This is a genomic window from Aquicoccus porphyridii, from assembly GCF_008369105.1.
Classification (GTDB): domain Bacteria; phylum Pseudomonadota; class Alphaproteobacteria; order Rhodobacterales; family Rhodobacteraceae; genus Aquicoccus; species Aquicoccus porphyridii.
Genome location: NZ_VINQ01000021.1, coordinates 13,381 through 24,833, shown reverse-complemented (window position 1 = coordinate 24,833; position 11,453 = coordinate 13,381). Strand labels below are relative to the sequence as shown.

14 protein-coding genes are annotated in these 11,453 nt (G+C 60.7%); 3 read left to right on the top strand and 11 right to left on the bottom strand.

The window, feature by feature from the left end:
- Positions 1 to 16: 16 nt before the first annotated feature.
- From FLO80_RS23535 to FLO80_RS19030, 8 genes are all read right to left on the bottom strand, one after another.
- Positions 17 to 592, bottom strand: coding sequence for a TniQ family protein (locus FLO80_RS23535; RefSeq protein WP_111368993.1), 576 nt, complete (start codon positions 590 to 592; stop codon positions 17 to 19).
- Entirely contained in the window at positions 538 to 879 is a 342-nt protein-coding gene (locus FLO80_RS19065; RefSeq protein WP_111368992.1) for a hypothetical protein, read from the bottom strand. The genes FLO80_RS23535 and FLO80_RS19065 overlap by 55 nt, the downstream gene beginning before the upstream one ends.
- Positions 880 to 1,346: 467 nt before the next feature.
- Positions 1,347 to 1,538 carry a DUF1403 family protein gene (locus tag FLO80_RS23400; RefSeq protein WP_188078356.1) on the bottom strand — a complete coding sequence of 64 codons (192 nt, stop codon included), beginning with the start codon at positions 1,536 to 1,538 and terminating at the stop codon, positions 1,347 to 1,349.
- Between the two features lie 204 nt (positions 1,539 to 1,742).
- Positions 1,743 to 2,762, bottom strand: a complete 1,020-nt coding sequence (locus FLO80_RS19050; protein ID WP_111368990.1) for a TniQ family protein — start codon at positions 2,760 to 2,762, stop codon at positions 1,743 to 1,745.
- Positions 2,759 to 3,637, bottom strand: a complete 879-nt coding sequence (locus FLO80_RS19045) for a TniB family NTP-binding protein (protein WP_111368988.1) — start codon at positions 3,635 to 3,637, stop codon at positions 2,759 to 2,761. Before FLO80_RS19045 ends, FLO80_RS19050 begins: the two co-directional genes overlap by 4 nt.
- Positions 3,630 to 5,276: a TnsB C-terminal domain-containing protein gene (locus FLO80_RS19040; RefSeq protein WP_111368986.1), complete on the bottom strand. Its 1,647-nt coding sequence runs from the start codon at positions 5,274 to 5,276 to the stop codon at positions 3,630 to 3,632. The genes FLO80_RS19045 and FLO80_RS19040 overlap by 8 nt, the downstream gene beginning before the upstream one ends.
- A 159-nt stretch (positions 5,277 to 5,435) precedes the next feature.
- Positions 5,436 to 6,449 carry a TniQ family protein gene (locus tag FLO80_RS19035; protein WP_246156738.1) on the bottom strand — a complete coding sequence of 338 codons (1,014 nt, stop codon included), beginning with the start codon at positions 6,447 to 6,449 and terminating at the stop codon, positions 5,436 to 5,438.
- 38 nt (positions 6,450 to 6,487) lie between these two features.
- Positions 6,488 to 7,468 (bottom strand): TniB family NTP-binding protein, encoded by a 981-nt coding sequence (locus FLO80_RS19030; RefSeq protein WP_246156737.1) that lies wholly within the window; start codon positions 7,466 to 7,468, stop codon positions 6,488 to 6,490.
- A gap of 161 nt (positions 7,469 to 7,629) precedes the next feature.
- Between FLO80_RS19030 and FLO80_RS19025 the strand changes: the two genes are divergently transcribed.
- Positions 7,630 to 8,769, top strand: a complete 1,140-nt coding sequence (locus FLO80_RS19025) for a tyrosine-type recombinase/integrase (RefSeq protein ID WP_043939875.1) — start codon at positions 7,630 to 7,632, stop codon at positions 8,767 to 8,769.
- 71 nt (positions 8,770 to 8,840) lie between these two features.
- Here FLO80_RS19025 and FLO80_RS23395 read toward each other — a convergent pair whose 3' ends face one another.
- Positions 8,841 to 8,963, bottom strand: a complete 123-nt coding sequence (locus FLO80_RS23395) for a hypothetical protein (protein WP_281287038.1) — start codon at positions 8,961 to 8,963, stop codon at positions 8,841 to 8,843.
- A 325-nt stretch (positions 8,964 to 9,288) separates the two neighbouring features.
- Here FLO80_RS23395 and tnpA point away from each other — a divergent pair, with 325 nt between their 5' ends.
- On the top strand, positions 9,289 to 9,705 hold the full coding sequence (gene tnpA, locus FLO80_RS19020; protein WP_085825361.1) for an IS200/IS605 family transposase: 417 nt from the start codon (positions 9,289 to 9,291) through the stop codon (positions 9,703 to 9,705).
- Positions 9,706 to 9,747: 42 nt separating this feature from the next.
- On the top strand, positions 9,748 to 10,632 hold the full coding sequence (locus tag FLO80_RS19015) for a recombinase family protein (protein WP_111368984.1): 885 nt from the start codon (positions 9,748 to 9,750) through the stop codon (positions 10,630 to 10,632).
- Positions 10,633 to 10,710: 78 nt separating this feature from the next.
- Here FLO80_RS19015 and FLO80_RS19010 read toward each other — a convergent pair whose 3' ends face one another.
- Together FLO80_RS19010 and FLO80_RS19005 are read right to left on the bottom strand one after the other, a co-directional pair.
- Positions 10,711 to 11,106: a PIN domain-containing protein gene (locus FLO80_RS19010; protein ID WP_047998273.1), complete on the bottom strand. Its 396-nt coding sequence runs from the start codon at positions 11,104 to 11,106 to the stop codon at positions 10,711 to 10,713.
- A complete protein-coding gene (locus FLO80_RS19005) occupies positions 11,096 to 11,323 on the bottom strand; it encodes an AbrB/MazE/SpoVT family DNA-binding domain-containing protein (protein ID WP_009503866.1) in 228 nt (75 codons plus the stop codon). Before FLO80_RS19005 ends, FLO80_RS19010 begins: the two co-directional genes overlap by 11 nt.
- Between the last annotated feature and the right edge of the window lie 130 nt (positions 11,324 to 11,453).

Here is an 11,453-nt window from a genome sequence, read left to right as displayed (position 1 = left end):
AAAAGTCAGGGAAAAATTAGCCTCTATTCTCTTTAATTAGGGCACAACGACAGCTGCGCCCAAGATCGTTGGCTTGAATTGCGATCTTCAGCACTGTTGCGCCACGAGCGGCGCGGACATGTAGCCTGTCTGATAGACCATCTGACGGATGCCTCGCCAAAAGGGGTCGATCACAGTTTCCGCAAGTCAGCGACCAACCGTAGCGCCAGTGGCGCAGGATCAGTCCGGGCGTCTGATCCTTACAGCTTTCGCAAACCTGGAAGTCGTCACGCGATACGCATTGAACGGGGAGAGGGGTCGTGTCCGGAAGAGCCATGGCCTCGATCTCATTCCGGGTCCGTTGAACCGCCGAGCAAAAGCGAACCCAGTTCACCTGTCCGAGATCGTTCATAAGCTCCGGCACCCTGCCCTGCCCCAATCCGAGATACCCGCAGAGGTTTTCGACGGAACAATGATTGGCCCGGGCCCGCCGCCTGATCCAGCTCGAGAGCAGCTCGTCGCGTACCGGCGGCGGACGGCGTGGCAATGGTTTGATTGTCACCCAAACTCTGCCATTGGCCGATGTGGAGTACGCCACGCGTGCTTTGCCCATATCGGCTGCCAGAACTGAACGGCATCATCGGTGATCCGCTCCTCACCCGTCTCGATCGCCTCAACAGCCAAAGACTTGATCATGATGAACACGCGCGACGTCACACCACCCGTCACCTTCAGGATCGTCCGAAGCGACGCGACTGTCAGGCCTGACCGTTGCTTGAGTGCCATCGCGGCAATCAATGTCTGAATGAGCCGAGAGACCTCAACCTCCTCCTCCCAGAACGGCAGGTAGGGTTCGGCCAGCCGTCGGGTGCCGGCGGCGCCTGAACCAGCAGGATGCAAGCCGAGCCTTTACCGTTTTTCGCGGCGGGGGCTGAAAACCCCTTGCGTCGCATTCCGAACGGATCTCTCGCCAACTGCGCAGGAAACCGGCTCGCTCGCGGACCAGATAATAGCGTCGCAGGCGCGCAACGATCAGGTTTTCAACTTCTCGTGCGATCCGTTTCGACCCTGGCTGCGGCCCGCCCATCATTCTCGCGCAAACGGCAATAAAGGGACTAAGTATGGCCTTTCGCCAGACCCAGTTCCCAAGCAGCACCTCCGATCGCGGCACTGATCGGCTCACCCTTCTTCTCAAGCTCTAGGATCGGACGCAGAACCGAAGCGCGATGTTGTGCAAGACGCTCACTGACCACACCAATCCCTTGCCCCAAGTGGTCGGTACTTATCCACAAAACCGACCGTGTGCTCATAAAGGGTACAATATGAAAATTAACGGTGCAGCCCGCTGCGGAAAACAAACGAAAACTTCAGCCGAAATTCTGATTAATTACGGTACAGCGACAGCTAGGATCGGAAACCATTGCATCCAGCACCGTCAGCGCCGCCCCGGACCGAAAAGCCACAGTTTCAAGGGTTTCGGCACGCCCGGAGATGACCCATGTCGGCAGTTTGGGTAGGATATTCAAGTCGTCAGAGATCGCGGCAGGCTGATAGGTCATGCCACAAAACTAGTCTCTCACGGCGCTTTAGTTATTATATGATGCCCAAACCGCCTCACCCTGCGGTTCATTTATACGCCCAATAAGTTTGCCTTATTGGACATAGGGGAATATGCTGCAGCACAGTCTTAAAATTAACGGGTTTTTTGTCGGATGACCGGAATTCATGAGATTCAAGCACTTCCATGAGAAACGAGCTGGGGTTCATGAGATTCTGTACCGGTATTTATGAGACTGGATGAGTCGGTATTTGTGAGACTGGCGTTGTCTTGCGGCTTTTTCGGCAGACTGGCGTGCTCTCTCGTCGCGCTCAGCGCGCCAGAACCGGGCCGAGATGCGTCGCTTCAACGAGAGAGGCCATGGGCTAATCGCCTGCCGGACCCTTCCCTGCCCCTCCGCATCGCTCACGAGCATGACTGAGATCGCCCATTTGACCGGATCCTCAATGATCCGCCCGATGCCGACCGTCAGCGCGAAACACTGCAAGAGCGAGCCCTGTGCCAGGGCGTGGAGACCCGGTCGCACCGGCTTGGCAAGCACTGGCGCCGCCTGATCGTATTCGGGAACTACGACTGTCAGCGCCTGTCGGAGGATCGGCGTGGTCAGAAAATCTTGATAGTCCCGCCGGTCTTTCAGAGACATTCGAGGCTGCTCGTCGACGTTCGGCGGCGAGGCGCGGCGATGCCGCGCCGTCAGAACTTGAAGCACTTCGGGCGCTTTCAGGTCGCCCTGCCCCGCGCCGCACGCCCAGGCATCGAGATGGGCGGCACCGGCCTCGGCATGCCCTTCAAGTTTCTTGAAGCAATCCGCTCCGAACCGGTCGGATAGAGTCTCGCCGGTGGCGTCCCGAAACTCCACACCATGCACCTTGCAGCGAAATCGCCACGGCTGCGCGGCGGCTTTGCGATGCAAGTCTTCGGGACAGTGCGGGCACGCAGACCGGCTCTTCCGCGCGATCATCATGCGCGCCGCAGCCCCCAACTCCCGGAAAGTCATGGCCTGCACCGCTTCGGGCGAAAGGCCGGTCCGAGCCGCGATCAGAGCCCCCTGCCCTTCCGAAAGACGCCATTCCAGGTCGAACACGTCGTGCCCCTTCAGGCCAAGCGCGGCGACGAATTCCGAAACCGTCATGGCGTAAAACGGAGCCATGCGCGCGGCCCAGGAAGACAGACGTTCGTCGGCCTCGGGGAAGTAGACAACCGGCAGGCGCCCGTGCGCCGTCACACCGGCTCTCCCAGGACCGCCTGCAACCGGTCGCCGCCCAGAATATCGCGCGAGAGGATGCGTTCCTCGCCGCTTTCGATGGCGGCGATCGCCAACTGCGACAAGATCGAAAAGATGGCCGAGGTGATGCCGCCCGTCACCTTGATCATCCGCGTGAGTGCCTTCTCGTCGATCTGGCTTTGGCGCCGAAGCGGCAGCGTGCGCGTGAGCGTGCTCATCAGCCCGTTCAGATCCTCGCCCTCGCGCCAAGGCGGCAACGCGAAGGCCTCGAAACGGCGCACCAGTTGATCATCGGTGCGCAGCGCGTTGCGAGCCTGCGCCGTACCGACACAGACCAGCGGGATGCGCAGCTCGTTGCCCAGGAAGCGCAGCATGTTCAGGAATCGCGCCTGTTCGCGGATCGTCCCCGCCTGCAGGCTGTGGATCTCGTCGATGACCAGCATCCCCGGACGCAATTCGGCGAGCAGACGCAAGGCCAGGCTTTCCAGCACAGACAGTGTCGCCTGCGGCGGCTCCGGGGCGCCAATCGCCGCCAGGATTCGGCGGTAGAAGCGTGATTCATCAGGCCCAGACACCATCTGCACGGCGACGACCGGCATATGCAGCCGTCCGCTGGTCTCGTCGAAGCTCGATGCGTGATCGCGGGTGAACTTCTCGATGATCATCGTCTTGCCCATGCCGCTGTCACCGACAATGAGCAGGTTGGGCATGCGGGCGCGCTCGGGAAACGACATCAGCGTTTCCAGCTTCTCCAAGGCGGCCTCGGCCCTGGGATAGGAGATCCAGCGGTCGGCGCGAATCCGGTGAATGCGCTCCTCGGTGCCGAGCGCGGCGATCTTGCCGGCCCCCGGATAGAGATGCAGGAACTCAGTCATCCTCGTACCACTCCTCGACCTTGAAGCCGGGATGGCTGAGGAACGGGCTCCCCTCCCCTTCCGGCGCAGGCAGGGCTTCTCGCACGGCGATATCCGGTGTCACATCGATCATCGGCAGAGGTGCGAGATGCGCCCGCCGCGCCTGATGGCGCCGTATCGCCTTGGTCTGTCGCTCGGCGCTGTCGACGAGGTCGCGCTGCGCTTCGATCGTCCTGAAAATCAGGTCCTCATCTACCGACCGGCGCCCGGCCTCACGCAAAGCCCGTCGCGCCGCGCGGTGCTCCCAGAGCGTGATCGCAGGCCGTGTCAGATCCGCCGGTCGGGCTTCAATGATTCCGTTCTCTGTCAGCACGAAGAGGCGCGAAAGATCGCGCGGGTCGTATTTGAGCGTGAACTTGCGGCTTTCCCGGCCCATCAGCCAGCGCAGCTCGTCCGACCAGTAGCGGATGTGGAAGAGATGAAAGCCATCGCGCTGCAAAACGCGCTGCTCTGAGGGCAGGAAATCGACCAAGAACTGCCTGAGATTGGCCGGCATGCGCAACCGCGCCCCATCTACCTTGGCCGCCCAGGCTGCAGAAGGTGTGGTTTCCAGCGCGCTGTGGACCCGCGCATGGTAGGAGCCGGTGATCTCGAGAGCGAGCCAGGTTTCCAGCTCATCGAGCGTCATCACCGCCTCGGCTTCGGCGTCGAGGTCGCCGCGCTCGAAAATGTTCGAGAAATGCGACCCCGGCAACAGGTGCACCGCCCCCATCATCGTGCCGATCAGCCGCTCGATATGCCCGCCATAGCGCGGCGTGCCGGGCGGGCGGTACTGCAGGTCGATCTGGTATTCGGAACAGGCAAGCTGAAAAGCCCGGGCATGGAACTCCGCGCCATTGTCCACGTAAATCGCGTTCGGGATGCCCCGCGTTGGCCAATCCGTGCTGATTCCACGCGCTGTGAGCCAATGCGACTTGTCCATAACCGCATGGGTCAGACACAGTGCGACGGCCAGTAGCGATGGGGGCTCCAGCGACAGGTAAAACCCCAGAACCATGCGGGTATTCACGTCGATCGCGACCGTCAGCGTCGGCCGGCCGAGTGGGCGTCGCGTCACCGGGTCGACCACTGTCACATCGGCCTTGGTGTGGTCGATCTGGACGATATCCAGCGGATCGTTGGCCGCCAGTACCCCAGGCGTGGCCAGATAGCGCCGCTCGGCCTTATCCTTGCCCTCTCGCCGGGCCATCAGTTTAGCTTGGTCATGTTGCTCAAGCCAGCGGCCCAAACGCCGGATCGAGGGCGGTGCCAGCCCTTGAGCCCGACAATCGGCGGCGACCTCCCGCCAGAACCGCGTCCTGGTCGGTTTGCGGCGGGTGGCATAAAGCCCCTTGAAATGGCGGGACACGATCGCTTCCACCGCCGGGTCCAGGGGCTGCATGCCCGGTTTGGGCCCCCGGGTATCCCGTAGCAGTGCACTGGTCCGCCAGTCTTCGCGGAACTGCTTCACCAGACGAAAGAGCGTGGATCGGCTGACATTCAACTGGCGCATGGCCCAGTCGACATTGCCCTGAGTGAGCTGGACCGGCAGCTCCGCGAGCACCCGGGCGCGGTACTCGGCCTCTTCCCAATCCTTGTCAGCCGGAAAATTATCGGACATAACTTACTCAGTGTACGGATACCGGATGGTCTCACCAATGGTGACTCAATTTGGCGTCCAGTCTCACATACCCTGAATCGGTTTCAGAAATGCGACACAGGCAAGCTATTGAAAACAAATGAAACGTAGTCTCAGAAATTCCGGCAGACCGACATAGTTTCATGGGTGGATTCGGCCGAAATCGCCTCTCTCGTCGAGGAAATTTCCATTTAATCGGTGGACCGGCCTCTTGCTCAATCTGTGGACTCGTTCTGCGCTGGCTTCAATCGTGCGCTTTCCTTTGCGGTTCCGCGCATCTCGACTTTGCGCCAGCCACGGCATAGGGGCCGCACGCCGAAACAGGACGAGGGCAGCCTCCGGCAGGACCGCGCCAGGCACGAGTTCTGCCCCGAAAAGATAATGCAAGATCACCAGCGTCAGAGCCCGCCAGCGCACCGAGAGATGCTGGAGTGGCGCAGAGCTACCCACGGCAGCGCGAGCCTCATAAGGGCAATTCCATCCCGATTGCTCGAACCAGAGTGCAAGGACCGGTCTAGTCGCGCCGTCGCGATCGAGCGGTGCCCACAGAGTACGAATTGCTTGCTCGAGGCGAACAAGGCGGCTTGGGTCACGTCTGATGATCCTACTGATCTGACGTTGGAACTCGAGGACACCAATGGCGAAATCCCTCTTCGATGAACCCTCCTCCCCTCCCCTGCTGGTCAGAACGGCGTCGCACTTGCGACAGAAGGGGCGCAGCATGCCGTTCAGCAAGCGAAAGGAAGGCCGCAGCCGGCCGCGACAAGTGGGACAGAGGTCCAGGAACATTGTCCGGTGCGCCGGGCAACCCACCTGTTCCGCCAAACGCCAATGCCCCCGCAGATAGGCATCGCGACAGGCAGCAACATCAGCATCGAAACAGGCAAGACAAACCGGCACAATCTCGGTCAGCAACCAGCCCTCCGGCCGATCAGGATATCGGGAAGCCAGTGACCTGCGCCGAAGCCGTTCCGGATCGATCCTGCAAGCCTGAGCCCAAAGCCTGAGCAACTCCATATCCGGCGCCACATCGTCAACCTGCCGCGCGCCTGCGTCTCTACCCCCCTGCCCCGCCAGGTACACCATCAGCTCTCGCGGCTCCGACCCGTAGCGCGCGGCGACCCGCGCCATCCAGGACGAGAGCAGTTCGTCCATGAACGGACGCGGCGCGACGGGCAGTCGGGCCGACACCATCATGCCCCGACCCGTTGTTGCACGGGCTTGCCCCGCCGCCGAGAGGTCTGGGTCATCGAGACCAGCGGCAGCACCAAATTGTCGCCAAAACTATCCGCGTCGAGGCGCTCCTTCCCCGACCGGACCGCATCTTCCGCCGCCGTTTCGATCAGGCGGAAGATACGCGCCGTCACGCCCGAGGTCAGCTTGTGAATCCGCTCTCTGGCCTCCCCGCTGTTCAGATCGGAGGCCTCGCGCAAGGGCAGGATGCGTTCGAAGCTTTTCAGGAGCCCGGCGAAGGCGGCATCGTTCTGCCAGGGCTTGAGATGGAACGCCTCGAAGCGCTCGGCCAGTTGTGCATCGGTCAGCAGGGCCTGCCGTGCCAGATCCGTGCCGGCACAAACCAGTGGAATCCGCAGGTCATTGGCCAGAAACCGGATCGCATTGAGAAAGATGCGCTGTTGCCGGAAGGTGCCGGCCAGCATGCCGTTCACCTCGTCGAGAATGATCATCTTAGCCCCTACGGTCCGCAGCAACGACCGGCAGATATCCTTCTCGCGGGCGAGCGTGCCGCCCACCATTGCCGGCGCACCCATGCTGGCCATGAGTTCGCGGTAGAGATCGCGCTCGATGGGCTCAGAAGGCACCTGCGCGACAACCACCGGGCGGTGGTCAACGCCGGTCACCTGGCTGAACTTCGGCGGGTGATCACGTTCGAACTTGCGCACGATCTTGGTCTTTCCCATGCCAGTTTCGCCATAGATCAACAAGCACGGCATCCGGTCACGCGGCGGATAGGTCAGCAGATTCTCCAGACGTGCCAGGGCTGCCCCGGACTGCTCGAATCCAATCCAGCGGTCGGCCCGGATCCAGGCGATGCGCTCAAGCGGGAGCGCTTGAGACCAAGATCGCGGCAGGCCTTGAGAAATTCGGCGCGGTCCGGTGAAGCCTTGCTTGCAAGGCGGCGGATCACAGCTTCTCGCGCGACCGCCTGTTCCCATGCTGCATCGTCGACGGCGTTGATGTCTGATCGATCGACCATGGCCAAACCCGGAAAATAAGTGTCTTATGTCCGATAATGAAACTATAATCCGGGAATGAAACAAGAACATGAACATAATGATATCAATACGTTAGTGTCCACCAATGGAACAAGAACGACATGAGCAGTCTCACGAATAACGGCACCAGAATCGAGGATTCCGACGCGTCTGACGCAGAGATTTCGAGCTCAGCGTCCTATGACTCGCTGAACAGTGACGAACACGACGAGAGAACCTCTCGGGACCGAGCCTCAATCGCTCTGCCCGCTCATGTGGCCGGCTCCGGCGCGCTCGACCGGCTGATCGACACCGCGCGCGACTACGCCGAGGCCTCAACAGCTGAGAACACCAATAAGGCCTACTCGGCCGACTGGAAACACTTCACCCGTTGGTGCCGGTTGAAAGGGACGGATCCCCTGCCCCCCTCGCCCGAGATGGTCGGGCTCTATGTGGCGGACCTGGCCGCCGCGACTGGTAAGGCCCCTGCTCTCTCGGTCTCCACCATTGAGCGGCGCCTCTCCGGCCTCGCTTGGAACTACAGGCAGCGCGGGTTCACTCTTGATCGCAAGGACCGCCATGTCGCCACCGTTCTGGCCGGGATTAGGCGCAGACACGCGCGTCCGCCGGTTCAGAAGGAAGCGATCCTGCCCGATGACATCCAGGCCATGGTGGGCACCCTTCCCTATGATCTCCGCGGGCTTCGAGACCGGGCGACCTTACTTCTGGGCTATGCTGGAGGTCTCCGTCGCTCCGAGATCGTGAGCCTTGACGTGCACAAGGATGATACACCGGACTCCGGCGGTTGGATCGAGATTTTCGAAGATGGCGCTCTGCTGACGCTGAACGCCAAGACCGGGTGGCGCGAGGTCGAGGTCGGGCGCGGCTCAAGCGACCAGACCTGTCCTGTCCACGCACTTGAGCAATGGCTGTATTTTGCAAAGATCGACTTCGGGCCGGTCTTCGTGCGAACATCGCGGGATGGCAAACGTGCGCTCGAGGCCCGCCTTTCCGACAAGCACGTCGCACGGCTGATCAAAGCAACCGTTCTGAAGAGCGGCGTCAGATCCGATTTGCCGGAAGCCAAACGGCTGGCAATGTTCTCTGGCCATTCCTTGCGCGCCGGGCTCGCCTCGTCGGCAGAGGTTGATGAGCGTTATGTTCAAAAGCAACTCGGACATGCGTCGGCCGAGATGACCCGGCGCTACCAGCGCAGGCGCGACAGGTTCAGGGTGAACCTGACCAAAGCCGCAGGGCTGTGAAGCTCAGGAATCTTGACGCGTTGGTGAAGCGCTAAGATGAAATTCCAGCGCTTCAGTTTCAGCTTACTGCTTCAATTGAAATCAGGAACTAAACGCGACAACCAGAGATCCTCTTCGTGAGTCTCTTCATCCTCCTCGATGGTGATGAGGGGGTCATCGAAATCATCAGTCAAAGCGGATGCTTGAGGTTTCATATGTGCAAAATACTGTGCTTTTGCACATTACCCAAGTGATTTTGTGGCGGTTGCTTTTGCTCTTTATATAGTATGCGCGCGCGATTGCCGGTGAAACCTCTCAGATCGCCCTCAGCACAAGGAAACCGAGGGTTTTTGGACGAGCACGACGAGCGAGCACCTACTTGCACTCGTTTACAATCGGTCGTTTAGTATCCACGCCGTGGAGCAAACCCTCCGACTTCCAGTCGGACCCGCTTCAGCGTGAAAGAATCGCGTTATGATCGTACCCTCAGAAAAATGAGCCGCAGCCGGGTCGAAGGCTCATTTTTCTGAGGGTACGATCATGCAATATGACACCGGCAAACACTGCGTTTTCTATCACCGCTACCACATCGTCTGGTCGACCAAATACCGTTACAAGGTGCTGACCGGGGCATTACGACTGCGAGTGCGCGACATCTGCCGGCAGGTGTGCCGCGAGAACGAAGTCGACATCTTGCGCGGGGTGCTGTCGAGCGATCACGTCCACATGTTCGTCTCGGTGCCGCCGAAGCTCGCCATCTCGGATCTGGTGCGCAAGATGAAGGGCCGTTCGTCCCACAAGGTGCAACGGGAGTTTCCAGCCATCCGAAAGCGCTACTGGGGTTGCCGGTTTTGGGGCCGAGGGTACTTTTCAACCACCAACGGTGCCATCACGGAAGACATCGTACTTCAGTACCTGGAACAGCACATCGCTGATCCTACCGGCGCCAGCCGGTAGTCGTTCAGTAACGGTATATGAAATTGCAAACGGCCCGTTTTCATGCCCCTGATTGGCTATGCGCGCGTCTCTACAGACGATCAGACCCCCCTGCCCCAGTCAGAGTCCCTGCAATCTGCGGGATGCGTCGAAATCCATGAAGAGCACGCTTCAGGCGGCAATCGCGCGCGTCCGGTGCTTGCTCGTGTACTTGAGCGGGTCAAGAGCGGCGATACGCTGGTCGTTGTGCGGATCGACCGGCTTGCGCGGTCTCTGTCGCATTTGCTGGAGGTGATCGAGCATCTGGAGGCAAAGGGAGCCTTCTTTCGGTCCCTGCAGGACCCGATCGATACTACCTCGCCTCAGGGCAAGTTCACCTTGCAGGTCCTCGGTGCCGCGGCGGAGTTTGAACGCGCTCTGATCCGCGAGCGTACCAAGGCGGGTCTTGCCTCTGCGCGCGCCAAAGGTCGCGTTGGTGGCAATCCTGGGCTAAGCGCCAAGGATCCCGCCGCGCTGCGTAAGGTGCGGCTGGCAAGACAGGACGGCTACATGGAGCGCCTGAACGAGACGGCACAAGACTGGGTGCCCCATGTCCGTCGGTTGCGCCCCGACTTGGCTTGGGAAGACGTGGTGCGCATCATCAACGGCCCCTTGCCCGAGGCGCGTTGCTGGACCCAAAGCCGCCTGCTACGCGCTGTGAAGGCCTACGTTCGCGACGGCTTCCTGCCTACCGAGGTGCTGGCCCGCGCCGGGCGCCGCGAAACGGACGATCGCCTGCCCGCCATTATTGCTGGCATCAAGGGCGCGGATCCCGACATCACGCTTCAAGCGATCTGTGAACGGCTGGAATCTATGCGCGAACGCACACCACGTGGCCGAACGAGATGGCAGCCTTCTTCGGTTAAGATGCTACTGGAGCGGGCTGAGAGGTTGGGGCTGCTTGAGTAGCACAGAAACCCCGCAAATCATGCACGACGTGGAAGGATTACAAGGCTAAGGCCAGCACCAGACTCAGAAGCCGTCCGCTCATGCAAAGGGGTTGACGATGCGAAGCTGGCCTTCCACCAGCAGGCCATCTTGCATGTCCTCGCTCCACAGCGTGGTACACCCCGCAACCAAAGCGCTGGCCACGATCATCGCGTCGTAGATCGAGAAGCCGTAGCGTTCCGCCAAAGCGCGGCCGACATCATGGGTCTGCACGGTGAGATCCTCGACGGGACACAAGGCGCGCACGCCTTCGAGAAAGGCCGCTGCTTCCTCCCAACTGAGGCCAGCTTTGCGGCGGCAGTTCACCAGTGACTCGTTTAGAACCTGAACGCTGATCCGGGGCCCCTGCCCCAGGATGACCTCGGCGCGATCGGCCTTCGGACCGTCGTCGAGCAGGTAAAGAACGACATTCGTGTCCGCAAACTCAGCGCTCATGCGCGTCGTCGCGGCTCAGACGTTCTGCTGCGGACAACTTGCCCCGGAAGCGGCGCAGGCCGGTCAGCACCTCATCTGCACGAGCAAGGCGACGGACTCTGACCCGTCCGTCGTCCTTGACCAGGTCGATCTGATCACCCTCCTTGAGACCAAGCTCTCGGACGAGCTCTGCGGGCAAACGGACGGCCAGCGAGTTACCCCATTTTGCGACCTGCATCTTGACCTCCCATGCGGATATACGTCTTGTAATGTATATCCAAAAGGTTCCTAAGACAAGCCTGCCCACGAACCCGAGCCACTCTTGTGCATCACGCAGCGGCTGACACCACATTTAGAAAGAGCTTGCA

Coding starts and splice junctions, on each gene's coding strand:
- FLO80_RS19045 (WP_111368988.1), bottom strand. CDS start 3,637: ATGACTGAGTTCCTGCATCTCTATCCGGGGGCCGGCAAGATCGCCGCG.
- FLO80_RS19025 (WP_043939875.1), top strand. CDS start 7,630: ATGAGCAGTCTCACGAATAACGGCACCAGAATCGAGGATTCCGACGCG.
- FLO80_RS23395 (WP_281287038.1), bottom strand. CDS start 8,963: ATGAAACCTCAAGCATCCGCTTTGACTGATGATTTCGATGACCCCCTC.
- FLO80_RS19035 (WP_246156738.1), bottom strand. CDS start 6,449: ATGGACGAACTGCTCTCGTCCTGGATGGCGCGGGTCGCCGCGCGCTAC.
- FLO80_RS19015 (WP_111368984.1), top strand. CDS start 9,748: ATGCCCCTGATTGGCTATGCGCGCGTCTCTACAGACGATCAGACCCCC.
- tnpA (WP_085825361.1), top strand. CDS start 9,289: ATGCAATATGACACCGGCAAACACTGCGTTTTCTATCACCGCTACCAC.
- FLO80_RS19030 (WP_246156737.1), bottom strand. CDS start 7,468: ATGGGAACAGGCGGTCGCGCGAGAAGCTGTGATCCGCCGCCTTGCAAG.
- FLO80_RS19010 (WP_047998273.1), bottom strand. CDS start 11,106: ATGAGCGCTGAGTTTGCGGACACGAATGTCGTTCTTTACCTGCTCGAC.
- FLO80_RS19040 (WP_111368986.1), bottom strand. CDS start 5,276: ATGTCCGATAATTTTCCGGCTGACAAGGATTGGGAAGAGGCCGAGTAC.
- FLO80_RS19005 (WP_009503866.1), bottom strand. CDS start 11,323: ATGCAGGTCGCAAAATGGGGTAACTCGCTGGCCGTCCGTTTGCCCGCA.
- FLO80_RS23535 (WP_111368993.1), bottom strand. CDS start 592: ATGGGCAAAGCACGCGTGGCGTACTCCACATCGGCCAATGGCAGAGTT.
- FLO80_RS23400 (WP_188078356.1), bottom strand. CDS start 1,538: ATGACCTATCAGCCTGCCGCGATCTCTGACGACTTGAATATCCTACCC.